The organism is Ectopseudomonas toyotomiensis (assembly GCF_900115695.1).
In the GTDB taxonomy this organism is placed as follows: domain Bacteria; phylum Pseudomonadota; class Gammaproteobacteria; order Pseudomonadales; family Pseudomonadaceae; genus Aquipseudomonas; species Aquipseudomonas toyotomiensis.
In genome coordinates this window covers 224,492-248,851 of the sequence record NZ_FOXK01000008.1, presented here as the reverse complement: position 1 = coordinate 248,851, position 24,360 = coordinate 224,492, and the positions used below count along the sequence as shown (strand labels likewise).

Below are 24,360 nucleotides of genomic sequence, written 5' to 3'. Positions count from 1 at the left end.
CAGCAAAATAAGCCAGTCTGCAGTCAACTGCACTGAATGCTACCGATAACAACAAGGAACCTTGCATGACCCAGTACCTGCTAGCCATCGACCAGGGCACCACCAGCTCCCGCGCCATCATATTCAGTGCCCAGGGCTTGCCGGTTGCGCGTGCCCAGCAGGAGTTCAAGCAGTACTTCCCGCAGGACGGCTGGGTCGAGCACGATGGCCAGGAAATCTGGCTGTCCACGCTCAAGGTCTGCCGTGATGCGATTGCCAGCAGTGGACTGCAGCCGGAAGCGATCGCCGCCATCGGCATCACCAACCAGCGCGAAACCACCCTAGTGTGGGATGCCGTTAGTGGCACGCCTATCCACCCTGCCATCGTCTGGCAGGATCGCCGCACCGCTGATTATTGCGCCGGGCTCAAGGATCAAGGCCATGAGGCAATGGTCTCGGCCAAGACCGGTCTGCTGATCGACCCCTATTTTTCTGCCACCAAGCTGCGCTGGATACTGGAGAACGTTCCAGGTGCCCGTGAGCGAGCTGAGCGTGGTGAACTGCGTTTTGGCACCGTCGACAGTTTCCTGCTGTGGCGCCTGACCGATGGCAAGGTGCATCGCACCGACGCCAGCAACGCCTCGCGCACGCTGATGTTCAATATCCACACCCAGCAGTGGGACGACGAGCTGCTCAAGCTGTTCGAGATCCCCGCCAGCCTGTTGCCCGAGGTGCTCGATTGCGCCGCCGAGTTCGGTCACACCGACAGCGAGCTGCTCGGCGCCAGCATCCCGGTGCTGGGCATGGCCGGTGACCAGCAGGCGGCGCTGATCGGCCAGGCCTGCTTCGAGCCGGGCATGGTCAAGAGCACCTACGGCACCGGCTGTTTCATGATCCAGAACACCGGCGATCAGCCGGTGAGCTCGAAGAATCGTCTGCTCACCACGGTCGGCTATCGCCTAGATGGCAAGGTCACCTATGCGGTGGAGGGCAGCATCTTCGTGGCCGGCGCGGCAGTGCAGTGGTTGCGCGACGGCATCAAACTGATCAGCCACGCGCGCGACAGCGAGGCGTTGGCCGAGGCCACCGGTGAAGCCTGCGGCGTCTATCTGGTGCCGGCGTTCACCGGCCTGGGGGCGCCGTATTGGGACCCCAAGGCGCGTGGCGCCATCTTCGGCCTGACCCGTGACACCGGGATCAAGGAAATCGTCACCGCCGGTTTGCAATCCGTGTGCTACCAGACTCGTGACCTGCTCGAGGCCATGCGCCAGGACGGTGCCGCGGCGCCTAGTGCGCTGCGTGTGGACGGTGGCATGGTGGAGAATAACTGGGTCATGCAGTTTCTTGCCGACATTCTTGGGGTCAGCGTCGAGCGCCCGGAGGTCACCGAAACCACCGCACTAGGTGTCGCGTACCTGGCGGGCCTGAAGCTAGGCCTCTACCAGGACCTCAATGCCATCGCCAGCCACTGGCATCGCCAGCAGCGCTTCGAGCCGCGGATGAATGAGGCGCACCGTGAACGCCTCTATGCCGGTTGGCTGGATGCCGTGAAGCGCGTGCGCAGCGAGCCCTGAAGCACCCCAGGATCGCAGGAGCGGCTTTAACCGCGATGCTGTAAGAGGGTGTTTACAAGATAGGCGAACGAAGGCAAGACAATACCGATGGCGGCCCCGCAAAAACGATCGAGAAACGGTCGGAGTCGCGGTCGACTTTACGTGCTGTAAATGAGCATTTCGACTGGGCTCGCACGCGAGATCGTTTTCAACGCAGTATTGCCAAGTGCAGCCATTTTGTAGACACCCTCTCAGAGCATCTGGAAAACAGGAACTGTATCTGTTGCGGCTTACCCTGCGCAGGCATGCTGGCGGCTCTCATCTGGCCAGGAATGCAACATGCCTCTCGAATTCCATCAAGTCGACGCCTTTACCGACCAGCCGTTCGCGGGCAATCCCGCCATGGTCTATCGCCTGGACGCCTGGCTCGATGATGCGTTGATGCAGCGCATCGCCGCCGAGCACAACCTGGCGGAGACGGCATTTGTGGTGAAGGAGGGCAGTGCCTGGCATATCCGCTGGTTCACCCCGGTCAGCGAGGTGCCGCTCTGCGGGCATGCCACCCTGGCGGCGGCCAAGGTGTTGTTCGACATCTATCAGGAACCGGCCAAGGTGCTGGATTTCACCTGCTTGTCCGGAGCGCTGCAGGTCGCCCGTCAGGGTGAGCGTCTGCAGCTGGACTTCCCAGTGCGCCCGGTGGTGCCGGTGGCGGCGTCGCTACAGGCCGACGTCGAACGCGCGCTGGGTCAGCCCGCGCAGCAGGTTCTGGCTCTGCTGAATGCCGATGGCAGCGTGCAGGAACTGATGGTGGTGCTGGCGTCCGAGGCGCAGGTGCGCAGCTTCACCGCCGATCTGCCGGCGCTGGCCGTACTGCCGGGCCTGGGTGTGCTGATCACCGGGGCAGGCGAGCGGCACGATTTCGTCTCGCGCTACTTCGCGCCGAGCATTGGTATCGATGAAGACCCGGTGACCGGCTCGACGCACTGCATGCTGGTGCCCTACTGGGCCGAACGCCTGGAGCGCAGCGAGCTAAGCGCTTTCCAGTGCTCGGCGCGCGGTGGTGAGCTGCTCTGTCGTCTGGAGGGCGAGCGGGTCAAGATTGCCGGCCACGCGCGACATATCGCCAGTGGCCAGCTGATGCTTTGATCAGTTGCTGCTGACTCGGCGCACGCCACCGGAGTCGCTGAGTTGCAATTGCGCGGCGACGCTGCCGAGAGCCGGGAAGGCCACCAGGTGATCGGCGGCGACGCGAATGCCCACCTCGTCGCCTGGCTGGTGATCGGCATGGCTGGGGAAGATCGATTCCAACTGACTGCCAGTCGGCAGTTGCAGGCGGTAGAGCGTCGCAGCGCCGAGGAAGGTCTTGCCGACGATGCGCGCCTTCAGTTCGCTGCTTTCATCCGGGACGATGTCGTCCGGGCGCAGCAAGACGTCCACCGCGCTGCCCTGAGCCCAGGTATAGGCACGGTTGCCGCGGATCATGCCGAGCTCGGTCTGCACTGTTTCCGGGCCGAGCAACTGGCCGCGAATGAAGTAACCCTGACCGATGAAGCTGGCGACGAAAGGTGTCAGCGGCTCGTGATAGAGATTGAACGGCGTATCCCATTGTTCCAGGCGACCATCCTTGAATACGCCGACGTGATCGCTGACAGCGAAGGCTTCTTCCTGATCATGAGTGACCAGAATGGCGCTGGTGCCACGCGCTTTGAGAATTTCCCGAACCTCATGGCTCAGGCGCCTGCGCAGTTCGCCATCGAGGTTGGAGAAGGGTTCGTCGAGTAGCAGCAATTTCGGTTCCGGGGCCAGAGCGCGGGCCAGGGCGACCCGTTGCTGCTGACCACCGGACAGCTCGTGCGGGTAACGTTTGGCCAGGTTACCGAGCTTGACCAGCTCCAGCAGCTCTTGAGTGGCGCGCTCGGCGTTGGGCTGCTTGCGGATACCGAAGGCGACGTTCTCGGCCACACTCAGGTGGGGGAACAGGGCGTAGTCCTGGAACACCATGCCGATATGGCGTTTCTCCGGCGCCAGGGTAAAACCGGCGCGGGAAATCACTTCACCTGCCAGTTCGATCTCGCCTTCCAGGACTGGCTCGAAACCGGCGATGGCGCGCAATGTGGTGGTCTTGCCGCAGCCCGATGGGCCGAGCAGGCAGCCGATGTCGCCAGGGTTGAGGTGCAGGTCGAGATCCTGCACCACCTTGTGGGCGTGGTAGCCGCAGTTCAGCCCGCGTAGCTGCAGCAGAGGCTGGCTCATGCGTGGTGGTACGCCGGTTCGACCAGCATCTCCAGCAGCGCCTTCTGGGCGTGCAGGCGGTTCTCGGCCTGATCCCAGGCAACCGAGCGCGGGTCGTCGAGCAGGTCGAAGCTGATTTCTTCGCCACGGTGCGCCGGCAGGCAGTGCATGAACAGCACGTCTTCGGCGGCGGCGTCGAGCAGCTCGCGGGTGACCTGGTAGGGGCGGAACAACGCCATGCGTTGTTCGGCTTCGTCTTCCTGGCCCATGGAAGCCCACACGTCGGTGCTGACCAGATGGGCGCCGGCCACCGCTTCACGCGGATCACGCACAACCTGCACGCGCTCGCCAGCCAGGGCCAGGAAGCGCGCATCCGGCTCGTAGCCAGTAGGGCAGGCGACCTTGAGCTGGAAGTCGAACTGCATCGCCGCTTCGATGTAGGAGTTGCACATATTGTTGCCGTCGCCGATCCAGGCCACCGTCTTGCCGGCGATGCTGCCGCGGTGTTCGAGGAAGGTCTGCATGTCGGCCAGCAACTGGCACGGGTGCAGGTCGTCGGACAGGCCGTTGATTACCGGCACCTTGGACTTGGCGGCGAACTCGGTGAGGTTGCTGTGGGCGAAGGTGCGGATCATCACCGCGTCGAGCATGCTCGACATGACGATGGCGGCATCGCCGATCGGCTCGCCACGGCCCAGTTGGGTGTCGCGCGGTGAGAGGAAGATGGCCTGGCCACCGAGTTGGATCATGCCGGCTTCGAAGGACAGGCGGGTGCGAGTCGAGGCCTTCTCGAAGATCATGCCCAGCACGCGATTCTTCAGCGGCTCGAAAAGTACGCCACGGTTGCGCAGATTCTTCAGCTCGATGCCTCGGCGGATCAGTCCCACCAGTTCGTCCGGTGTGTAATCCATCATCGAGAGAAAGTGTCTGACGCTCATCGTTAACTACCTTTATCACTACAGTTCGCAAGCCCGCAGCCGGGGATAAAACCGACAAAAACAGCAGAGCTTGCGGCAGGAGGCCGCAGGGTGCGACGAAACAGGGGAAGGCGCGATCTTATAAGGAAATGACGAGACGGCGCAAATTGCCGCCCGTGGGCTTGCAGAATCATGTTTTACAAGCCTTTTGCCAAAGCTTTGGCGCCAGCGATATCGAAGACGGCAGCGCCTGGACCGTTGTACGTTCCGCGCCTGAATCGGCAGGCTTGATGCCTGCCGATTCATGAGACGAACGCTGCTGGCGTCGTCTCCGCGCTCGGCCCATAGTTCATGACCTGCGACCTGACCGGTCGTCTCGGATCAGAACAAGAGGCCAGGCCATGACCAAGTCCCTTCATTACCGTGCGTGCCATCTGTGCGAAGCCATCTGCGGACTCGCCATCGAAACCGAAACCCAGGCAGACGGCTCAACGCAGATTCGCTCGATCAAGGGCGACGCCCAGGACAGTTTCAGCCGTGGCCATATCTGCCCCAAGGCCGTGGCACTGCAGGACATCCAGAACGACCCGGATCGAATTCGTCAGCCCATGCGCCGCGTTGGCGAGCAGTGGCAGGCCATAGGCTGGGACGAGGCCTTCGACCTGGTGGCCGCGCGCCTGAGCACAATCCAGGCGGCGCATGGGCAGAACGCCGTGGCGGTTTATCAGGGCAATCCCAGCGTGCATAACTACGGGCTGATGACCCACAGCAACTATTTCCTCGGTCAACTGAAAACCCGCAACCGCTTCTCCGCCACGTCGGTCGACCAGTTGCCGCACCACCTGACCAGCTACCTGATGTATGGCCACGGCCTGCTGATTCCGATTCCCGATATCGATCACACCGACTTCATGTTGATCCTCGGCGGCAACCCGCTGGCTTCCAACGGCAGCATCATGACCGTGCCGGATGTGGAGAAGCGCCTGAAGGCCATCCAGGCGCGTGGCGGCAAGCTGGTGGTGGTCGACCCGCGGCGCAGCGAAACCGCGGCCATCGCTGACCAGCACCTGTTCGTGCGCCCCGGCAGCGATGCTGCGCTGCTGCTGGCGCTGCTCAACACCTTGTTCGAGGAAGGTCTGACGCGTAATAGCCATCTGCCGGTGGAAGGATTGGAGCAGGTACGCGAAGCGATTGGCGGGTTCCATGCCGAGGCCATGAGCGCGCGTTGTGGGGTCCCGGCCGAAACCATTCGGCAACTGGCGCGGGATTTTGCCGCCGCAGACAAGGCTGTGTGCTACGGCCGTATGGGCGTATCCACCCAGGCTTTCGGCACTCTCTGCCAGTGGTTGGTGCAGCTGATCAACCTGGTCACCGGCAATCTGGATCGCAGCGGCGGCGCGCTCTGCACCACGCCCGCGGTGGATCTGGTGGCTAGCACCTCGGGTGGCCATTTCAATCGCTGGCAGAGCCGTGTGTCCGGCCTGCCGGAATATGGCGGCGAGCTGCCGGTCTCGGCGCTGGCCGAAGAGATGCTCACGCCCGGCGAAGGGCAGATTCGTGCGCTAGTGACCGTGGCCGGCAACCCGGTGCTGTCGACACCCAATGGACGCCAGCTGGAGCAGGCGCTGGACGGCCTGGACTTCATGCTCTCGGTGGATTTCTACATCAACGAGACCACTCGTTACGCCGACCTGATCCTGCCGCCGACCGCGCCACTGGAGCACGATCACTACGACACTACTTTCAATGTGTTCGCCGTGCGCAATGTCACCCGCTTCAACGAGGCAGTGCTGGCCAAGCCGGACGGCGCCTTGCACGACTGGGAAATCTTCGTCGGTCTGGCCAAGGCCTTCGCGACGCGCAATGGCCTTGAGCTGAAACCGACCATGGCGCCGGAGCAGATGATCGACATGGGCCTGCGTTTCGGCCCCTATGGTGATAGTAGCGAGCGTAAACTCAGCCTGGCGGCTTTGCGCGAGCAACCGCATGGGCTCGACCTGGGGCCGCTGCAACCGAATCTTGCTGCGCGCCTGAAAACGCCGAGCAAGGCGGTGCAGGCCGCGCCTGAGCTGCTGTTGGCCGATCTGGCACGTTTCGCCGAGCAGCAACAACCGGCTGCCCATGAACTGCTGCTGATCGGCCGTCGTCACGTGCGCAGCAACAACTCCTGGATGCACAACTATCACCGTCTGGTAAAGGGTAAGCCGCGTCATCAGTTGTTGATGAACCCGGCGGACCTGGCCAGTCGTGGTTTGGCCGATGGCCAGCGCGTACGGGTGCGCTCGCGGGTCGGCAGCATCGAGGTGGAGGTGGCCGCCAGCGATGAGGTGATGGCTGGCGTGGTCAGCCTGCCTCACGGTTGGGGTCATGCTCGACCCGGCGTGCAGATGGACATCGCCCGTGCGCAGCCGGGTGCCAGCGCCAATGACCTGACCGACGAGCGCCAGCTCGACGCGCTGTCTGGCAATGCGGTGCTCAATGGTGTGCCGGTGGAGGTGGTGGCTGCGTAACGACCTGCTGCGCGTCGGCCCTGCTGCGTTAAAAACAGGCTCGGAAAACCGCTTGCGGCTAACGCGCTTCAGCGCGGCCCGAAGGGCGAACGAAGTGAGTACTGCTCATTTACAACTCGTAAAGTCGAACGCGACTCCGACCGCTCCTCGCCTGTTTGGACCAGCCGGAGGCTGTTACTAAAGTAGCGCCTTGCATGTCTCTAGCTCGCGAGGTCGTAAACAGGCTAGGGAGGACGGCAAGGCCGAGCATTATGCTCGGCTTTTCGCTACAATCGCGCCACCGTGGCGACCGTCGGGTCGCGAAGTCTATGCTGAGGTGCCCCATGGATATCATCGAAACCATCAAAGAGCAGATCGCCAACAACACCGTTCTGCTGTACATGAAAGGCTCGCCCAACGCGCCGCAGTGTGGCTTCTCCGCCCGTGCTGCCCAGGTGGTGATGGGCTGCGGCGAAAAGTTCGCCTATGTCGACATCCTGCAGAACCCGGAAATCCGCGCCAACCTGCCGAAGTACGCCAACTGGCCGACCTTCCCGCAGCTGTGGGTAGGTGGTGAGCTGGTCGGCGGTAGCGACATTCTCACCGAGATGTACGAGAAAGGTGAGCTGCAGACCCTGATCAAGGATGCCGTGAGCAAAGCCGGCGCCTGATCACTGTTCGTGCAAAAAAGAACCCGCCTAGGCGGGTTCTTTCGTTTCTGCTGCAGGCTTTCTATTTCTGCAGCCACTGGCCGTTCAGCTGGATGAATTGTCCCTTGGGCGTACGCTTGATGGCCTTCTTGCCGGCGATGGCTTCCACGTCGCTCAGGCTGATGCCATTGTCCTGCGCCACCTTCTGATACTCGGCGCGACGCGCCTGGTTGATCAGGCGGGCAATTTCGTCGGCCTGGCCGCCGGGTTTGACCACGCCCAGGTAGCCGTTGGGTTGCTCGCCGAGCTGGCCGCTGGCCTTGGCATCGCCCAGGGCACTCATGGCCTGGTTGAGGTTCAGTGCGTACGCCGGCAGGCTCAGGCTCAATGCCAGCAGCAGGGTCGAAATGTATCGAATCATTGTCTCTCTCCGTAGAACCTGTGCGGCGGGCTCAAAACAGACCACTGTCTTCGTTGAATACGCTGTCCAGCGCCTTGTCCACCTTGATGTAGATTTCGTGCTCGACCTTGACGTTCAGGTTGATGTTGATCGGTTCGTTCGGCATCGCCAGTTGTACCGTCGGGGTACAGGCCTGGCACAGCAGCCCCAGGCTCAGGACTGCGAGGAGGCGGTACTTGCGCATGGCGCTACTCCTTTGGTTCTTGGGGGACACGCTGACGCATCCATTGCTGAATCCGTTGCTGGATGATGCCGCTGACCTTGTCGGTCAGCTGCAGGCTGGCCAGCAAGGCCGGAATGTCTTCTTCCAGATTGATGTTGAAATGGATGGGCCGGCCTTTCTCGATGGCCGGGTTCTGTCCATGCAGGCGCATGCCTAGCCGCAGTGTGCCGGACTGATCATAGTCGACGCTACTGCTGAGCAGATCGTAGTGGAAGTCTTCCAGCGCGTCGGTGACCAGCTTCATACCCGGGTTGGCCTGACCCATGGCGCGGATGCGCGGTGAATGAAAACGCAGTTGCCCTCCCGGTGGCCTGGCTTCGATCAGGCCCTGTTCGATACTGATGGCGCCAGCCAGGCGCAGCGGCAGGGTGCCGTCGATCAGCCCGCTACCGGCCAGCCCTTCGGCTGGGTAGACGCGAAACAGCTCTTGCAGATCCAGGCCACTGAGCCGCAGGGGCAGCAATTGGCTGGGTTGTTCCAGTGCCCAGGTCGCCGGTGCCAGGCTCAAGCTGCCGCCGAGAATGCCCAGTTCCGCGCGCTGGTGGGTCAGGCTGCCGGCCAGTGGTCGTTGCAGGCTGGCCTGGTAGCTGGCCTGCAGCTGCAGAGGGCCGAGCTCGATGCCAGGGTCGAGCTGCTTGGCACTCAACTGAGGCAGGTCGAGGCGAAGTCGGTCGCCGCTCAGTTGCAGGTGCAGTTCGGCATCGACACCGCTCAGGGTGGTGCGGTCATAGATGCCGGCCAGGCCCTTGCCGGCCAGGCTGGCCTTGAGTTGCAGGGGCTTGCCGCTGGGCAGGTTGAGGCTGGTGTTGCCCTGAATACGGCCGTTTTCCAGGGTCATTAGCGGCGGCCAGTTGGCCAGGGTTTGCGCCAGCGGGTTGCCGGCGCGCAGGAACAGCTCGTCCAGAGTGGCATTCAGGTTCAGCGCGTTGGTCGTGTTGTCCAGGCGCAGGGCCATGCTCAGGCCCGAGTCGGCCAGCAGAGCACCGTCTAGGGTCTGGCTGCCGGCGTCGGCGTTGACGCTTCCCTGCCATTGCCAGCCCTGTGCCTGCAGTTGTGGATGGTGCAGACGTTGGATGCGCAGGCTCAGCGGGCCGGACAGGGTCGGTGCGCTTGGGGTGCCGCTCAGGGTGATGCCGGCCAGCGCCGCTTGAGCTTGCTGCAGGTCCAGCTCGGCGCCGCGCAGGCGCTGGACGTCGAGGCGCGAGCGGTCGGCCAGGCTGAGCTGCAACTGCTGCTGCGTGAAGTTGCCTTTGAGGCCAACGCTCAGGCGCAGGTCATCGAGACGGCTGTCAGCCAGGTCCATGCGTTTGCTGCGCGCCTCGAGCTGCAGGTGTCGAACGTCGAGTGCCCAGTCGGAGGATTGATGCAGGGCAAGCTCGGCATCTGCCTGCAGTTCCAGCGGGCCGTGGCCGCTGACGTTCAACAGCAGGGTCAGCGCTTCATCGGCATCGCCATCCAGAGGCGCGAGGTGCAGCTGCAATTGCCTCGGCCGTAGGCCGCTCGGCAGCGACGCCAGCCAGGGCGCGTCCTGCGTGTCGAGCTGCAGTTGCGCGTTCAAACGCCGGGCCTGCCATCTGCCCAGGGTATTGCTGAGATCGAGCGCCAGCTCACCGCTGACCAGGCCGACGCCGGGAAGCGGCCAAGGCTGCGGTAGCTGCGCATCGACCCGCAGCCACCCAGAGGTGGCCAGCAGTTCGCTGAACGTAGGGGGGACCTGCGGTGCCTGCAGCTGCCACTGGGCGTTCATCCCGGCCTGCCGGGGCGTGCCCGGCAGAGTGGCAGAATCGAGTAGCGTCCATTCGCTCAGCCACTCGGCGAGCCAGGCCATATCCTGCAGCGCGGTAACCTCAAGCTCGCCGCTCCATTGCAGGGCATCGGCCTGAGCCTGCAAGTCGCTATGCAGGGCGATCTGCGGTTGATCATCGAGATGCAGGTTCAACTGCAGCTGTCGCGGGCTGTTCAGCTCGCTGCCCAGCCCCTGCAGTTGTGCTTGCAACTTCGCCCTGTGGGCTCCGCGCAGCAGCAGCGTATGCAACTGCAGGATATCGTCCAGCAGTCGTAGGTCGACATCGCCCTGCAGTGTGCAGCGGCCGCTGGCGCAGGGCAGTTGCGCTTGGGCATTGCGCAGTTCGATGTGCCGTGGAAGCCATGGCAGGGCATTGCTCAGGGTTTGCAGGAGTCCGGCCAGATCGCTGTCGCTCGGGCTTTCGGATTCTCCCTGCGCAGGCTGCCATGACAGGCGCAGGTCCTGCGCAACCAGGCGGTAGCGAGGCGCCTCACTGGCCAGCCAGTAGAGTTGCAGCTGGCCGCTTTGTACCAGCAGCTCGCCGTCACGGCGTTGTACCAGGCTTGCATCCTGGAAATGCAGGCCTCGCCAGGAAAGGCTCAGTCGCTGCCAGTCCAGCTCGATGTGCTGTTCCTCGAGCAGCTGCTGCACGCGGTAGCCGACATAGCAGGCCAGAAGCGACAGCAGCGCCAGTATCGCTACGCAGGTGCTCAGCCAGAAACGCCGGCGACTCATGAGTGTTCCTTGCTCGGTGCGGTCCACTGGACGGTACCCCATGCTCGAGTGGGTGCCAAGCGGCTTTCCGTGCTATTGTTTATTTACAGCTTTAAATATTTATTTTGTCGTAAACGAGCGAAGGAGGATGTGATGAGTGCTGTGACTCGCTCTCAGCCCGATGCCGATGCGGTACTGGCTAAAGCCCTGCTCAATACCCGTGAGCACCTGGGGCTGACGCAGCAGGAGCTGGCCGACATCGTCGGTGTCCATCGCAGTGCCATCAGCCGCTGGAACGAGCAGGGTGGTTTGCGTCCGCAGAGCAAGACCGGCGAGCTGGCGCTGTTGCTGATTCGCGTCTATCGCGCGCTGTTTGCCCTGTTTGGTGGCAATCAGCAGGACATGCGCCATTTCCTGCGCACCGAAAATCGCCATCTGGCTGGCATTCCGCTGCAGCAGATGAGTCAGGTGCAGGGGCTGGTACGTGTTGTCGAGTATCTGGACGCCATTCGCGGCAAGGTCTGAAAGCCAATCAGTCCTGCTGCATCGAGAACGGGCTCGGTAGGCTGCGTACGGCCAGCGCAGTTCGTCCGAGGGGGTGATTGCGGTGGATTAAAATACTGTATAAATATACATATTAGCGGCTCTGGCCATTGCTTGCCTGTTGTGATCAGCCGGAGGCTGTCACTAACCCAGCGCCTTGTACGGCTCCAGCGTCGCGATGCCTTTAGCAGGCTCTACCCTTGGGAGGTATCGCCATGGATATCTGGCAACTATGTGACGGCGAGCGACAGGTGCGACCGCTGCGCGGCAAGCTGTTGCGCATGGTGGAAAGCCAGGCGCAGGTGGCGACCCTGCAACTGGTGGATAACCTGGCCGAACAGGCCCTGCTCGAGGAACTGCTTGAGAGCAGCAAACCACCGCTGCCTGAAGCCGCCGAGCCGTTGCACTATCTGCTGAAGACGCCGTTTCGTTATCCGCCGCTGCGTTGGGGCTCGCGCTTCGGCAGCGTGCACGAGCCCAGCCTGTTCTACGCCGCTCAGCGTCTGGAAACGGCGATGGCCGAGGCCGCCTACTACCGTTTCGTATTGTGGAATGGCATGGCCGTGCCGCCGCCCAGTGGCCGCATCCTCTCCGAGCATTCGACCTTCGAGGCGCGTTACCGCGTCGAGCGAGGTATCCAGTTGCAACAGCCGCCTTTCGATCAACATGGCGCACTGTTGGCTCACCCCAGTGATTACAGCGTGCCTCAGCGTCTCGGTACGTCGATGCGCGCGGCGGGCATTCAGGCTTTCGAGTACCGCTCGGCACGCTGTCCTGACGGTGGCAGCAATGTCGCGCTCTACGTGCCGGCTGCGTTCGCGGAGAAGCGTCCGCGTAATCTGACGGCCTGGTTGTGTGAAACCACGAGCGAGTACGTGGCGTTCAAGCATGCGCAAACGCCGGATCAACCGCGGCTGTTTCACTGGGAGCAGTTTCTGGTGCAGGGGCAATTGCCGCACCCCGCGTAATGCCTGCGCTGGCGCGTCAGATGCCCCGAAACAGAGCGCTGCGCGGATCTGTCGCAGGGAGTTGTGCACAATGCTGAAGCAGGCTGTCACATCACTGTCAGAAACGCCGCTAAACGCTTGATTTTTCGTGGTTGATTTTTAAGTCAATGAAAAATATGAATTTTTTTCGTTGGTGAAAAAATCGACAGTTTGACTGAGAGCCCCATGGCATCAGGCCTGTGAGTTCTTTCGCCCAAGTTGTTCACGGAGTTATCCACAGCTTCTGTGGATTGTGAGGGAACTCTTTTCTGCAGCCGCAATCGATCCGGCAGGCAAGACTTTACCTTCGAGAAAAAAGGAGTAGAGTGGCGCGCCCCGGCAGTCACCCCCCTTTATTTATGCCTCGCGCTTTGCCTTCTTCATCCCCTGCAACTCGTTCCGGATCTTCTCGTCTGCCCATGCGCGTTGCGCTGTGGCTGCTCGACAGTCCGCGTCTGGGACAAACACCTAGCGTCAAACGCATCGCCGGCAACCTGCTCAAGCAGCCTGCCCGCAAGGGCTGTGTGCAGGCGCAAAGTCGGTTGGGCCAATTGCTCTGTCGCGACTGCGGTAATACCCGTGATCGCCGCATCGGTTACGAACTGCTACGCCAGGCTGCTCGCGCGGGCGATCGCAGTGCTCAGCTGGAGCTGGAGCGTCTGTCGCGCTGATTGCGTGCTGGCCCCGTGTAAATCCCCGGCGGGTATACTGCACGGCGGTCAAACATGGAGCGTCTATGCCAATCGATCCCCTCTCTCTCGCCATCGGCACCGTCGTTGCGCTGGTTCCGTTATTGGCTGGCATTTGGTCCTTGCAGCGCCGGCTGGCTCGCGCGCAAGGCGAGCAGGCGCTACTGCAGGAACGCCTGGAGCATGCGCAACTGAGCCAGGCCGGTTTGCTGGCTCAGCTCGATGCCTGTCGCGCCGAGTTGGCCGAAGTCAGCGAGATCAAGGTGGAGCAGCAGACCGAGTTGGCCGGCCTGCGTCGTGAGAACGAGTTGCTGCAGCAGGAGCGGCAGATTGCCCGTGAGGCCGCGCAGTCCTGGAATCAACAGCGCGAACGCAACGAAGCCGAATTGCGTCGGCTCACCGCCGAGTGTGCGGCGCTGGCTGCCGAGCTGCAGGAAAATCGCGATAACCAGCAACAGCGCCTCGACGATCTGCAGGGCGCGCGCAACGAGCTGCGCGCGCAGTTCTCCGAACTGGCGACGAAGATCTTCGATGAGCGCGAGCAGCGTTTCGCCGAGACCAGCCAGCAGCGCCTCGGCCAGTTGCTCGACCCACTCAAGGAACGCATCCAGGCATTCGAGAAGCGCGTCGACGAGAGTTATCAGCAAGAAGCGCGCGAGCGTTTTTCCCTGAGCAAGGAATTGGAGCGTCTGCAGCAGCTCAACCAGCGCCTGGGCGACGAGGCGACCAATCTGACTCGCGCACTCAAGGGCCAGAAGACCCAGGGCAACTGGGGCGAGTTGGTGCTGGAGCGGGTGCTGGAGCATGCCGGTCTGGAGAAGGGGCGCGAGTACCACACTCAGGTCAGCCTCAAGGGCGCTGGTGGCGAGCGCTTTCAGCCTGATGTGCTGATCCGCCTGCCGGGCGACAGGCAGGTGATCGTCGATGCCAAGGTCAGCCTCAGCGCCTACCAGCAGTATGTCGCGGCTGCGGACGAACCGATCCGCCAGCAGGCGCTCAAGCAACACCTGATCTCGCTGCGCAGCCACCTCAAGGGCCTGTCCGGCAAGGATTACCAGCGCCTCGAAGGTTTGCACAGTCTGGATTTCGTCCTGCTCTTCGTGCCCATCGAGGCGGCCTTCGCCGCGGCGTTGCAGGCCGAGCCGGATCTGTTCCGGGAGGCCTTCGAGCAGCAGGTGGTGATCGTCAGCCCGACCACCTTGCTGGCTACCCTGCGGGTGATCGACAGCCTCTGGCGTCAGGAGCGTCAGGGCCAGAATGCGCGCGAGATCGCCGAGCGTGCCGGCCAGCTGTACGACAAGTTCGTTGCCTTCGTCGCCGATCTGGACGAGATGGGCAGCCGTCTGCAGCAATTGGACAAGGCTTACGCCAGTGCCCGTAACAAGCTGGTGGACGGTCGCGGCAACCTCATTGGCCGTGTGGAAAACCTCAAGCTGCTGGGCGCTCGCGCAAGCAAGAGCCTGCCAGGCGAGCTGCTCGAGCGCTCTGCCGATCTGCCGGCGCTGGACGAACTGGGCGAGTGAGCGACGTCTACCTGCTAGCGCAGGGGCGCTTGCTCGGGTTGTGTGCGAGGACGAGCCTGCTCCAGTCTGCTGACGTAGCCACGCAGCCAGCCGGCCAGGGCGTTGGGCTCGGCCAGTAACTGCCAGTGACCGGCGCGGACTTCGCGACGGGTAAGCAGTGGCGCCCAGTGCTGCAGATCCTCGAACAACTGTGGGCGTACGAAGCGGTCGTTCAGCGGCACGATCAGTTGCACTGGCACGCGGGTGCTGCGCGAGCGCGGCCTGAGCAGGCGGCGCATGAAATTGGCGCGATACAGCTGCACACCGCGCATGCCATCACTGCGCTGCGTAGGGCTCGCTGGCAGATCGCCTACACCTTCGAGGCGGCGCAGCAGCCAGGGCCAGGTGCGATCCAGGCCCAGACGCCAGCACAACTCCGGCAACAGTGGGGTGTGGAAGAAGGCGATGTACCAGGAGCTGAGCAACTGCCCCAGCGCCTGCAGTAGTGCATCAGGGCGACGCAGGCTCAGGCGCTGGCGCATCCAGTGGCCGACATGGTCGAGGCAAGGGCCGGAGATGCTGGTGTAGGACGCCAGCTGCGGCTGCATGCGTGGCTCGGTTACTGCCTCCCAGCTCTGGATCGAGCCCCAGTCGTGGGCGACCAGATGCACCGGGCGATCCGCACTGGTGGCCTGCACCACCGCTTCGAGATCGCGACCCAGTTGCTCCAGACGGTAGTCGCGCAGACGTTTCGGCACCTCCGATGCACCACAGCCACGCACATCGTAAGCGACGATCCGGTAGTCGGCGGCCAGCTCGCGGATCAGCGGCCGCCAGATCTCGTGATTGTCCGGATAACCATGCACCAGCAGCAGGGTCGGGGCGCCGGCCTTGTCCCAGACATAGGTACGCAGGCGCAGGCCGTCGCTATCCACGTCCAGCTGCCGAGGTGACAGTTCATCCCATGACAGTGACGCGTTCATCGCAGGTAATCGAATGGTTGGGCGAACAGGAACATGGCTGGCTCCACGAATGACGATTGCATCGCTCGGTGTATGGGCCATTGTTGAGTGCTGGCTTGCCTCTGCCTAGCCTTGGTGGGCTGGCGTTACGAAAGTGCCAGTAAGGTCTGTGCCGCTCTGAAACAGGGGGTTGGGCGATCCTGGAAGGTTTTGTGCAACGCCAGTGCCTGGCAAGTCCAGTCCTTGGTTGGGGCTCTCGAACGCATGGTTGCCGCGAGTCGCGAAATCGCGAACGTGTCCGGCCGTTGCTACCGGCTTGCTGCCGCTCGGTCAGATTGATGAAGTGCCGGGCATTCGCTGGCGTTGCGTCCCCACCAGCGATGGCGCCTGGTGCGCCAATGCCGGTGGGAGCCTCGCGGTAGAGGTGGCAAACCTTCAGCAGTGGTCTCGCTCTGCGGAAACGTTCTGCCCCTAGCCGCGCAACACCAGATGGCGGCTGAGCAGAGCGCGCAGGGCCGCAGGCTTGACCGGTTTGGGCAGGTAGTCGAGGCCGGCGGCGTGCACCTCGGCGACCAGCTCCGGGCGACCGTCAGCGCTGATCACCACGCCCGGCACCGGTTCGCCCAGGCGCGTGCGCAGCCAGGCCATCAGCTCGGTACCGGTTTCGCCCTCGTCGAGGTGGTAGTCGACCAGCGCCAGCTGCGGGTGCACATCTTCGCTGAGCAGGTGCTCGCATTCCAGACGATTACGCGCTGTCCACACCTGGCAGCCCCAGCGTGACAGCAGGCTGTACATGCCGGTGAGGATGCTGTCTTCGTTGTCGATGCAGATCACCTGGGTGCCCTGCAAGGGCTGGCCATCCACTGCCGGTACGACTGGGCCTTGCGGCTTCGGCGCCGGTTTTCTCGCCAGCGGCACGCTGACGCTGAACACGCTGCCTTTACCTGGCCAGGAACGCACTTCCAGGCGGTGGGCGAGCACGCGGCACAGGCCGTCGGCAATCGCCAGGCCCAGGCCCAGGCCTTTCTCTGCGCGCGTCTGGTGACTGTCCAGGCGCTTGAACTCCTCGAAGATCACCTTGCGCTTGTCTTCGGGGATACCCATGCCGCGGTCCCAGACTTCCAGGCGCAACTGTCCGCCTTCACGGCGCACGCCCAGCACCACGCGGCCCTTGGCGTAGCGGAAGGCGTTGGTCAGGAAGTTCTGCAGGACCCGGCGCAGCAGCTTGATGTCGCTGTCGATCCACTGGCGACTACCGTGCACGCGCAGGTCGATACCCTGTTCGGCAGCCAGCACGCCAAACTCGGCGGCGAGGGTATCGAACAGGCTGGAGAGGGCGAAGGCGTGACGATCTGGAGTGATTCGGCCGTTTTCCAGACGTGAGATGTCCAGCAGGTCGGTGATCAGGTCCTCTGCCGAACGCAACGAGCTGTCCAGATGCCGGACCAGCTCCTGGGCTTCATTGGGCAGGGCGTCGTCCTGATGGGCCAGCGCGGCTGAGAACAGCCGGGCTGCATTAAGCGGTTGCATCAGGTCATGGCTGACCGCGGCGAGGAAGCGCGTTTTCGACTGGTTGGCGGCTTCGGCGTGGGCCTTGGCTTCGGTCAGTGCCTGGTTCAGCTTCGACAGCTCATGGGTGCGTTCGGCAACCCGTCGTTCGAGGCTTTCGTTGGCGTCCTTGAGGGCTCGCTCGGCTTCGCGGAATTCGGTGATGTCGGTGAAACTCATGACGAAACCACCACCGGGCATGGGGTTGCCGATCAGCTCGATCACCCGGCCGTTGGGGAATACCCGCTCATAGCTGTGCGCGGTGCCCTGGCGCATCCAGTACAGGCGCTTGGCAACGTTCTCCTCCAGGTCGCCGCTGCCGAGCATGCCGCGTTCGGCATTGAAGCGGATGATCTCGGCAATCGGCCGACCGACGTAGATCAGGCCTTCGGGGTACTCGAACAACTCCAGATAACGGTGGTTCCAGGCCACCAGCCGCAGGTTCTGGTCGACCACGCTGATGCCCTGGGTAATGTTCTCGATCGCACCCTGCAGCAGGGCGCGGTTGAACTGCAGCACCTCGCTGGCTTCATCGACGATGCGCACCACATCCTCGACCTGCATCTCGCGGCCTTCGATGGCGGCCTTGACCACCGCGCGGGTCGAGGAGGCGCCCAGCACGCCGGCGAGCAGGCGTTCGGTGTGGGCGATCCACTCGCTGTTGGCCGGCTGGTTGGGATCGAAGTCCTTGCCTTTGCCCTGGCGCAGGGCGAAGCGGTTGAAGCTCTGGCGTGCGCGTTCTTCGCCGACGAAACGGCTGGACAGCATCAGCAGGTCGGCCACCTGCACTGCCAGCAGGCTGCGGTTGCTGGGTTTGGTGCCCAGGTCATGGCCGATGAAACGCCCGGCCTGCCAGTGCTCGGAAACGCGGGTACGCGAGAACCAGGAAACCCAGGCGAACAGCAGCAGGTTGCCGGCCAGTGACAGCACCACGCCGCGCGTCAGCGGATCAACCTGTAGGCCGATGGGGGCGTAGAGCAGGGTGGTCAGGCCGGGGAAGCTGTCCAGCGACCAGCCCATGCCGCGCGCCGCCAGTGGCAGTACCAGGGTGTAGAACCAGAGCATGGCACCGAAGATCAGGCCGGCGAACACGCCGCGGCGGTTGGCCTGTTTCCACACCAGCGCGCCGAACATGGCGGGGGCCAGTTGGCCAATGGCGGCAAACGACACCTGGCCAATGGTGGCCAGGCTGGCGCCTTCGCCGAGCAGACGGTAGCAGACATAGGCCAGCAGCAGGATCAGCACGATACTGACCCGGCGCGCGGTGAGCATCCAGTGACGGAAGGCCTCGAACGGCCGCTCGGTGCTCTGCCGACGCAGCAGCCAGGGCAGTAGCATGTCGTTGGAGATCATGGTCGACAGTGCCACCGAGGCGACGATCACCATGCCGGTAGCGGCTGACGCGCCGCCGATGAAGGCCAGCACCGCCAGGCTTGGATGGGCTTCGGCCAGCGGCAGGCTGATGACGAAGGAGTCCGGTGTCACGCCTGCTGGAAGCAGCATCTGCCCGGCGAGGGCGATGGGCACGACGAACAGCGCAGCCAGCATCAGGTAGGCGGGGAATACCCAGCGCGCCAGACGCAGGTCCTTGGGCTCGATGTTCTCCACCACGGTGACGTGGAACTGCCGCGGCAGACAGATGATGGCGATCATCGCCATGCCGGTCTGCACCAGCATCGCCGGCCAGTTCACCGCCTCGTTCCAGAAGGCGTCCAGCTCGGCGGTGTTGTGTGCCTTGTCGAGCAGATCGTGGAAGCCGTTGTACAGGCCGAAGGTGACGAAGGCGCCAACGGCGAGAAAGGCCAGCAACTTGACCAGCGACTCGAAGGCAATCGCCAGCACCATGCCGCGATGGTGCTCGGTGACGTCGAGGTTGCGAGTGCCGAACAGAATGGTGAACAACGCCAGGGCCAGTGACACGATCAGCGCGGTGTCCTGAGCGCTGGTGCCGGTGTCCTGGGCATGTACACCGATCAGCAGATTGACGCCGAGCACGATGCCCTTGAGCTGCAGGGCGATGTAGGGCAACACGCCGACCAGGCAGATCAGCGCCACCACGATGGCCAGCGACTGTGACTTGCCGTAGCGCGCGGCGATGAAGTCGGCGATGGAGGTGATGTTCTCCTGTTTGCTGATCATCACCATCTTCTGCAACACCCAGGGCATGGTCAGCAGCAGAATGGTCGGCCCGAGGTAGATCGGAATGAACGACCATAGCTGTTCGGCGGCCTGGCCGACGGCGCCGAAGAAAGTCCAGCTGGTGCAGTAGACGGCCAGCGACAGCGAGTACACCCAGGCACGGATCTTCGGCGGCATAGGCGTGCTGCGGCGGTCACCATAGAAGGCGATGGCGAAAAGAATGGCCATGTAGATCAGGGCGACCGCGGCGATCAACCCGGGGGACAGCGACATGCAGACTCCGAAACGCACAGTGAAACGAAATGAGCCTGGCCGCCGAGGCGAGGCCGATGTTGATCAGTGTTGCACAAAGCCGGGCGCTGTCGGCTGCGACCAAGGTCGCAGCCAAGCAGGCGTGCTTTGCGATGGGACTCGATTGTGCTGCAGCGCAGGGGCTGATAGCTTGGCGCGTTTGCGACTCTGTCCGAGGAAGGACCCTATGTTCAAGCCGCAGCTGGTGACTTTGCAACGTGGCGCTCTGCGCCTGGAACCGCTCTCTGACGCGGATATCCCCGCGCTGGTGGCGCTGGCCGAAGCCAATCGCGAGGAGCTGCTGTACATGAGCGGCACCCAGCGACTGGACTGGTATCGCAGCGCCCTGGCCGATATGCGCGAGCAGCGGGCACTGCCATTCGTCATTCGTCTGGGGGACGAGTTGGTAGGCACCACCCGCTTCGCCGACTTCATGAACACCCTGCCGGCCTGTGAAATCGGCTGGACCTGGCTCGACCGCGGCCAGCATGGCAGCGGGCTGAACACCAGCATCAAGTATTTGATGCTCAAGCACGCTTTCGAAAATTGGGGCATGGTTCGCGTGCAACTGAAAACCGCCGCCAGCAACCTGCGTTCGCAACGCGCCATCGAGAAGCTTGGCGCCGTTCGTGAAGGGTTGCTGCGCAACCATCGCCGTCTGGCTGATGGCCGACTCGATGACACCGTGCTGTACAGCATTACCGATCTGGAATGGCCGGCGCTGCGTGGGGCCATGGAGGCGGGCTTCAACGCCTGAGCCTGATGCACAGTCGCGAGCAGACCCGCTTCTGGCAAGCTTCCGCATTGAGCGGCGTCGAGCTGTTGCAGGCGCGCTACCTTGAACAGCGCTTCGCGCCCCACGTGCATGAAGGTTTCGTGTTCACCGTGATCGAGCATGGCGCACAGCGCTTTCGTCATCGCGGTTGTGATCATCTGGCACCGCAGGGCAGCATGGTGCTGATCAACCCGGACGAAGTGCACACCGGCTCCAAGGCGCACGAAGACGGTTGGCGCTATCGCGGTTTCTATCCCGACAACGCCCAGGTACTGGGGGCGCTGCAGGAGCTGGGCCTGGCCAAGGCTGGCATGCCGTCGTTTGCCTTCAGCGTGCTGCATGATCCGCGTTTGCATGCGGCCTTTCTGCAACTGCACCAACTGCTCGAGGGTGGTGCCGAGGCACTGCAGCAGCAACTGGCCTGGCGTGAGGCGATTCTGCTGCTGTTTCAGCATCATGCGCAGCTTGCCGAACCACCTGCGCCTGGGCGTGAGCCATGGGCAGTGGCCTGCGCCAAGCAGATGCTTGCCGAACGCCTGGTCGAGCCGCCGTCTCTGGAAGAGCTGGCGGCTGCGGTTAGCCTCTCTCCTTTTCACTTCGCGCGCGTATTTCGCCGCGCGACCGGCTTGCCGCCGCATGCCTGGCTCAAGCAGCGTCGCCTCGAACAGGCGCGGGCGTTGCTCAAGACGGGCTGTACGGCGGTCGCTGTGGCCATGCAGTTGGGCTTCGCCGATCAGAGCCACTTGTCGCGGCAGTTTAAGCAGGTTTATGGCGTGAGCCCTGGCGAATATCGCAGCGCGGTGGCCCGGAGCTGACAGCAGGCATAAAGGTCCAGGCATGAAAAAGCCGGCGCTCCTTATCGGGGCGCCGGCTTTTTCAGTCCGCTATGTCGATCAGAATTCGTGATCGGCGGTGTCCGGGTTCAGGTCGCTGATGCCCAGTTTGCCCGCAGCCTGCTCGATGGCGCCGGTCTGCTTGACCAGGGCAGCGATGGCGTCACGCACCAGTTGCTGGCCTTCGGCGTTGCCTTCCGCGATCAGCTGGTCGAAGTGCACGTTGTTCTTCTCGGCGCTGTCGACCAGTGCCTGCAGTTTGGCTTCGGTTTCCTGCAGGTCGGCCTTGAGCGTGGCGTCGGCCTGGGCGTCGGCCTTGGCCACCAGCTCGGACAGACTCGGGCCGGTGAGGGTGCTGCCGTCGACCTTCTTGTACTCGCCCAGGTAGACGTTACGAATGCCTTTGCCGTTGTAGAAGTGCGAGTTGTGGGTGTTGTCGCTGAAGCAGTCATGCTCGTCTTCGGTGGAGTTGGCTTCCAGTGCGACCTTCATGCGCTCGCCCGCCAGTTCGCCGAGCGACAGGCTACCCATGCCGAACAGCATCTTGCGCAGACCGTTGTCGGCCGAATCGGCGACCAGCTCGCTGCGGTAGTTGCCTTCCACGCCGTCTTTCCACTGCTCGACCATGTCGTCCAGATCGCTGACCAGCAGATCGGTAGCGGCTTTCAGGTAGGTACGACGACGCTCGTTGTGGCCACCGGTGGCGCCTTCGCCGACCAGATAGTCGGTATAGGGACGCTCGCCGGCGCCTGGCTCGGTGCCATTAAGGTCCTGGCCCCAGAGCAGGAATTCGATGGCGTGGTAGCCGGTGGCGACGTTGGCTTCGGAGCCGCCCAGCTCGTTCAGGCTGGCCAGCAGCTCGCCGGTGATTTCGCTGACGTCGATCTTGTCTTCACCCACCTGGATCTCGGTGTTGGCGATGATGTTGGCTTGCGCGCCCGGGTTACCCAGGGCGTGTTGGTAGTCCTCGGCCACGTAGTCGATCAGGCCTTCGTCCAGCGGCCAGGCGTTGAGCTGACCTTCCCACTCGTCGACCACCGGGTTACCGAAACGGAACACCTCGGTCTGCATGTAGGGCACGCGTGCGGCCAGCCAGGCTTCGCGCGCAGCTTTCAGAGTCGCTTCGCTGGGATCGGCAAGCAGTGCATCGACGGCAGTCTGCAGGGCCTTGCCGGTGCTGGCGGCGTCGCTGAACACGGCCAGGGCCAGATCGGCGTAATGGTTGACCACGGCCTTCGCCGCTGCTTCGTCGACCTTCGCCGCAGTGGCAGGCGCCACGCTCTCGGTGGTGGCAGCAGGCGCAGCTGCCTGGGGCGCGGGGGCTTTGTCTTCGCCACAGCCAGCGAGGGAAATGGCGATGGCCAGCAGGCTGGCGGAGGCCAGAGGCATACGAATCATGGCGGGGTCCTTTGCATGTACGAAATGTGGACGGTACTCAGTGGTACCTGAAAAACTGCAACATAATGCAAATGTTTCGCATTATGTGTAAAGGCCATTATTCGTCGCTGTGCGGGATATCGCTATCGAACCACCTCGTTGCCGTTAGAATGCCAGCACCCGATTCGCAGTTCTGCCTGGAGAAAACTGCATGAGCCTGACCGCCGTGATCATCATCGTTGTCCTCGTTCTGCTCGGCGCCTACGCGGTGTCGCTGTACAACGGGCTGGTGCGCCTCAAGCATGGCGTGAGCAAGGCCTGGTCGAACATCGACGTGCTGCTCAAGCAGAGACACGACGAACTGCCCAAGCTGGTGGAAACCTGCAAACAGTACATGCAGTACGAAGGCTCGACCCTGGAGCGGGTGATTGCAGCGCGTAGTGCCGTTGCCAGTGCTCGCGAACAACATGATGTCGGCGCCCTGGGCAAGGCTGAAAGTGGTCTGCGCGCGGGCCTCGGTCAGCTCTTTGCTCTGGCAGAGAACTACCCTGAGCTGAAGGCCAACGACAGTTTCCAGCATCTGCAGCAGCGTATCAGCGGCCTGGAAAACGGCATCGCCGACCGCCGCGAGCTGTACAACGAGGCGGTCAACCTCAACAACGTGCGCATCGAGCAGTTCCCCGATGTACTCATCGCGCGCATGTTCAACTTCCAGGCTGCCGAACTGCTGGTGTTCAGCGAGGCGGAAAAAGCCGACGTAGACATGAAATCACTGTTCAACTGAGAACCTGCCGATGATGCAGGTCGACCCCTTCGGCTTCTTCTTCACGCTCACGTTCACCCTCGGTGCCTGCCTGGGCGGCGCCTGGTGGTGCCTGCGGGGTTGGTCGCAGGCGCGCCATCTGCTCGATACGCCCACCTCGAAGATCCGCTCGGCGGCGCAGGGTTACGTCGAGCTCTATGGTGTGCTCGAAGCGTTGCCGGACATGCAGTTGCGTGGGCCGCTGACTGGCAAACCCTGCCTGTGGTGGCGCTTTCGGATCGAGGAATATCGCTCCAGCGGCAAGAAGCGCAGCTGGCGGGTAATCGAGAGCGGCGCCAGTGACGCCTGGTTGCGCCTGGTCGATGGCACCGGCGAATGCCTGATCGACCCGCGGGGCGCCGAGATTCGTGCGGCGGTGCGTGACGTCTGGGAGGGTAACCTGCGGCACCCACTGGGTCCGGCCAAGACCGGATTGTTCGGCTTTCTCACCAGCGGCCAGCGCTATCGCTACAGCGAAGAACGTTTTCATGTAGGCCAGCCGCTGTATGCCATCGGTGATTTTCGCACCCGTGGCGCTGCGCAGCAGGGCTTCGACAGGCATGCCGCTCAGGGCGAAGTGATCCGCGAATGGAAGGGCGATTACGTTGGGCTGCTGCGGCGTTTCGACAGTGACGGCAACGGCGAGCTCGACGAGCAGGAATGGAATCGCGTGCGATTGGCGGCGCAACTGGAAGCCGAGGATCGGCACCGGCAAAAGGCCTCCGAGCCGGCGCGGCACCAGATGGCCAAGCCTGGTGAGCGCCAGCCGTTCGTTCTTTCCAACAGCGGAGAGGACGAGCTGGCCCGCAGCTTCTACTGGCAAGCCGCTGGCGGCGCCGTACTGTGTCTGGTCGGCGCATTGGCCACGGCCTGGCTGCTGGGTGTACAGCACTGGTGAGCTGTTTTTGCC

The 24,360-nt window shown here is 63.1% G+C and carries 20 protein-coding genes; 12 read left to right on the top strand and 8 right to left on the bottom strand.

The features are described from left to right. Positions 1 to 65 precede the first annotated feature (65 nt). Complete coding sequence (gene glpK / locus BM186_RS17950) at positions 66 to 1,553, top strand: glycerol kinase GlpK (protein ID WP_072425854.1); 1,488 nt, start codon at positions 66 to 68, stop codon at positions 1,551 to 1,553. A gap of 318 nt (positions 1,554 to 1,871) precedes the next feature. After that, positions 1,872 to 2,678, top strand: coding sequence for a PhzF family phenazine biosynthesis protein (locus BM186_RS17945; protein WP_074917095.1), 807 nt, complete (start codon positions 1,872 to 1,874; stop codon positions 2,676 to 2,678). Here BM186_RS17945 and BM186_RS17940 read toward each other — a convergent pair whose 3' ends face one another. Together BM186_RS17940 and argF are read right to left on the bottom strand one after the other, a co-directional pair. Then, entirely contained in the window at positions 2,679 to 3,785 is a 1,107-nt protein-coding gene (locus BM186_RS17940; RefSeq protein ID WP_072425852.1) for an ABC transporter ATP-binding protein, read from the bottom strand. After that, entirely contained in the window at positions 3,782 to 4,702 is a 921-nt protein-coding gene (gene argF, locus BM186_RS17935; protein WP_074917093.1) for an ornithine carbamoyltransferase, read from the bottom strand. Before argF ends, BM186_RS17940 begins: the two co-directional genes overlap by 4 nt. 380 nt (positions 4,703 to 5,082) lie before the next feature. Between argF and BM186_RS17930 the strand changes: the two genes are divergently transcribed. Together BM186_RS17930 and grxD are read left to right on the top strand one after the other, a co-directional pair. Continuing rightward, positions 5,083 to 7,191: a molybdopterin oxidoreductase family protein gene (locus BM186_RS17930; protein ID WP_074917092.1), complete on the top strand. Its 2,109-nt coding sequence runs from the start codon at positions 5,083 to 5,085 to the stop codon at positions 7,189 to 7,191. Between the two features lie 323 nt (positions 7,192 to 7,514). Then, positions 7,515 to 7,841 (top strand): Grx4 family monothiol glutaredoxin, encoded by a 327-nt coding sequence (grxD, locus tag BM186_RS17925; protein ID WP_013716756.1) that lies wholly within the window; start codon positions 7,515 to 7,517, stop codon positions 7,839 to 7,841. Between the two features lie 61 nt (positions 7,842 to 7,902). Here the strand turns inward: grxD and BM186_RS17920 are convergent, their stop codons facing one another. Genes BM186_RS17920 through BM186_RS17910 form a run of 3 tightly spaced genes read right to left on the bottom strand, consistent with a single transcriptional unit; the run spans position 7,903 to position 11,024 of the window. Further along, complete coding sequence (locus BM186_RS17920) at positions 7,903 to 8,241, bottom strand: YdbL family probable chaperone protein (RefSeq protein ID WP_074917090.1); 339 nt, start codon at positions 8,239 to 8,241, stop codon at positions 7,903 to 7,905. Positions 8,242 to 8,272: 31 nt separating this feature from the next. Then, a complete protein-coding gene (locus BM186_RS17915; RefSeq protein ID WP_017675074.1) occupies positions 8,273 to 8,464 on the bottom strand; it encodes a YnbE family lipoprotein in 192 nt (63 codons plus the stop codon). Between the two features lie 4 nt (positions 8,465 to 8,468). Continuing rightward, the gene (locus BM186_RS17910; RefSeq protein ID WP_074917088.1) at positions 8,469 to 11,024 is read right to left on the bottom strand and encodes an intermembrane phospholipid transport YdbH family protein; all 2,556 of its coding nucleotides are present in this window, start codon (positions 11,022 to 11,024) and stop codon (positions 8,469 to 8,471) included. 132 nt (positions 11,025 to 11,156) lie between these two features. On the opposite strand from BM186_RS17910, the gene BM186_RS17905 reads away from it, so the two are divergent. From BM186_RS17905 to rmuC, 4 genes are all read left to right on the top strand, one after another. Further along, the gene (locus BM186_RS17905) at positions 11,157 to 11,528 is read left to right on the top strand and encodes an antitoxin Xre/MbcA/ParS toxin-binding domain-containing protein (protein WP_074917086.1); all 372 of its coding nucleotides are present in this window, start codon (positions 11,157 to 11,159) and stop codon (positions 11,526 to 11,528) included. A 233-nt stretch (positions 11,529 to 11,761) separates the two neighbouring features. After that, complete coding sequence (locus BM186_RS17900; RefSeq protein WP_074917084.1) at positions 11,762 to 12,514, top strand: RES family NAD+ phosphorylase; 753 nt, start codon at positions 11,762 to 11,764, stop codon at positions 12,512 to 12,514. A 437-nt stretch (positions 12,515 to 12,951) separates the two neighbouring features. Then, entirely contained in the window at positions 12,952 to 13,203 is a 252-nt protein-coding gene (locus BM186_RS17895) for an SEL1-like repeat protein (protein ID WP_017675070.1), read from the top strand. Between the two features lie 65 nt (positions 13,204 to 13,268). Beyond that, positions 13,269 to 14,744: a DNA recombination protein RmuC gene (gene rmuC, locus BM186_RS17890; RefSeq protein ID WP_072425845.1), complete on the top strand. Its 1,476-nt coding sequence runs from the start codon at positions 13,269 to 13,271 to the stop codon at positions 14,742 to 14,744. Between the two features lie 14 nt (positions 14,745 to 14,758). Here the strand turns inward: rmuC and BM186_RS17885 are convergent, their stop codons facing one another. Both BM186_RS17885 and BM186_RS17880 read right to left on the bottom strand, forming a co-directional pair. Further along, the gene (locus BM186_RS17885; protein WP_074917083.1) at positions 14,759 to 15,706 is read right to left on the bottom strand and encodes an alpha/beta fold hydrolase; all 948 of its coding nucleotides are present in this window, start codon (positions 15,704 to 15,706) and stop codon (positions 14,759 to 14,761) included. A gap of 450 nt (positions 15,707 to 16,156) precedes the next feature. Continuing rightward, a complete protein-coding gene (locus BM186_RS17880; protein ID WP_074917081.1) occupies positions 16,157 to 19,645 on the bottom strand; it encodes a hybrid sensor histidine kinase/response regulator in 3,489 nt (1,162 codons plus the stop codon). A 205-nt stretch (positions 19,646 to 19,850) separates the two neighbouring features. Here BM186_RS17880 and BM186_RS17875 point away from each other — a divergent pair, with 205 nt between their 5' ends. Together BM186_RS17875 and BM186_RS17870 are read left to right on the top strand one after the other, a co-directional pair. Beyond that, positions 19,851 to 20,420 (top strand): GNAT family N-acetyltransferase, encoded by a 570-nt coding sequence (locus BM186_RS17875; RefSeq protein ID WP_017675066.1) that lies wholly within the window; start codon positions 19,851 to 19,853, stop codon positions 20,418 to 20,420. Between the two features lie 5 nt (positions 20,421 to 20,425). Continuing rightward, on the top strand, positions 20,426 to 21,253 hold the full coding sequence (locus BM186_RS17870) for a helix-turn-helix transcriptional regulator (RefSeq protein ID WP_074917079.1): 828 nt from the start codon (positions 20,426 to 20,428) through the stop codon (positions 21,251 to 21,253). Between the two features lie 78 nt (positions 21,254 to 21,331). Here the strand turns inward: BM186_RS17870 and BM186_RS17865 are convergent, their stop codons facing one another. After that, the gene (locus tag BM186_RS17865; RefSeq protein WP_074917077.1) at positions 21,332 to 22,669 is read right to left on the bottom strand and encodes an imelysin family protein; all 1,338 of its coding nucleotides are present in this window, start codon (positions 22,667 to 22,669) and stop codon (positions 21,332 to 21,334) included. 190 nt (positions 22,670 to 22,859) lie between these two features. On the opposite strand from BM186_RS17865, the gene BM186_RS17860 reads away from it, so the two are divergent. After that, positions 22,860 to 23,432: a LemA family protein gene (locus BM186_RS17860; RefSeq protein WP_074917075.1), complete on the top strand. Its 573-nt coding sequence runs from the start codon at positions 22,860 to 22,862 to the stop codon at positions 23,430 to 23,432. Positions 23,433 to 23,442: 10 nt separating this feature from the next. After that, the gene (locus tag BM186_RS17855) at positions 23,443 to 24,348 is read left to right on the top strand and encodes a GIDE domain-containing protein (RefSeq protein ID WP_074917073.1); all 906 of its coding nucleotides are present in this window, start codon (positions 23,443 to 23,445) and stop codon (positions 24,346 to 24,348) included. The last annotated feature ends 12 nt before the right edge of the window (positions 24,349 to 24,360 follow it).

Bases quoted from the DNA above. Each gene is read 5' to 3' on its own strand.
- BM186_RS17895 (WP_017675070.1), top strand. From the start codon at position 12,952: ATGCGCGTTGCGCTGTGGCTGCTCGACAGTCCGCGTCTGGGACAAACA.
- BM186_RS17920 (WP_074917090.1), bottom strand. From the start codon at position 8,241: ATGATTCGATACATTTCGACCCTGCTGCTGGCATTGAGCCTGAGCCTG.
- BM186_RS17860 (WP_074917075.1), top strand. From the start codon at position 22,860: ATGAGCCTGACCGCCGTGATCATCATCGTTGTCCTCGTTCTGCTCGGC.
- BM186_RS17930 (WP_074917092.1), top strand. From the start codon at position 5,083: ATGACCAAGTCCCTTCATTACCGTGCGTGCCATCTGTGCGAAGCCATC.
- BM186_RS17900 (WP_074917084.1), top strand. From the start codon at position 11,762: ATGGATATCTGGCAACTATGTGACGGCGAGCGACAGGTGCGACCGCTG.
- BM186_RS17915 (WP_017675074.1), bottom strand. From the start codon at position 8,464: ATGCGCAAGTACCGCCTCCTCGCAGTCCTGAGCCTGGGGCTGCTGTGC.
- BM186_RS17945 (WP_074917095.1), top strand. From the start codon at position 1,872: ATGCCTCTCGAATTCCATCAAGTCGACGCCTTTACCGACCAGCCGTTC.
- BM186_RS17855 (WP_074917073.1), top strand. From the start codon at position 23,443: ATGATGCAGGTCGACCCCTTCGGCTTCTTCTTCACGCTCACGTTCACC.
- BM186_RS17940 (WP_072425852.1), bottom strand. From the start codon at position 3,785: ATGAGCCAGCCTCTGCTGCAGCTACGCGGGCTGAACTGCGGCTACCAC.
- BM186_RS17880 (WP_074917081.1), bottom strand. From the start codon at position 19,645: ATGTCGCTGTCCCCCGGGTTGATCGCCGCGGTCGCCCTGATCTACATG.
- BM186_RS17885 (WP_074917083.1), bottom strand. From the start codon at position 15,706: ATGAACGCGTCACTGTCATGGGATGAACTGTCACCTCGGCAGCTGGAC.
- BM186_RS17875 (WP_017675066.1), top strand. From the start codon at position 19,851: ATGTTCAAGCCGCAGCTGGTGACTTTGCAACGTGGCGCTCTGCGCCTG.
- rmuC (WP_072425845.1), top strand. From the start codon at position 13,269: ATGCCAATCGATCCCCTCTCTCTCGCCATCGGCACCGTCGTTGCGCTG.
- glpK (WP_072425854.1), top strand. From the start codon at position 66: ATGACCCAGTACCTGCTAGCCATCGACCAGGGCACCACCAGCTCCCGC.
- grxD (WP_013716756.1), top strand. From the start codon at position 7,515: ATGGATATCATCGAAACCATCAAAGAGCAGATCGCCAACAACACCGTT.
- argF (WP_074917093.1), bottom strand. From the start codon at position 4,702: ATGAGCGTCAGACACTTTCTCTCGATGATGGATTACACACCGGACGAA.
- BM186_RS17870 (WP_074917079.1), top strand. From the start codon at position 20,426: ATGCACAGTCGCGAGCAGACCCGCTTCTGGCAAGCTTCCGCATTGAGC.
- BM186_RS17905 (WP_074917086.1), top strand. From the start codon at position 11,157: ATGAGTGCTGTGACTCGCTCTCAGCCCGATGCCGATGCGGTACTGGCT.
- BM186_RS17865 (WP_074917077.1), bottom strand. From the start codon at position 22,669: ATGATTCGTATGCCTCTGGCCTCCGCCAGCCTGCTGGCCATCGCCATT.
- BM186_RS17910 (WP_074917088.1), bottom strand. From the start codon at position 11,024: ATGAGTCGCCGGCGTTTCTGGCTGAGCACCTGCGTAGCGATACTGGCG.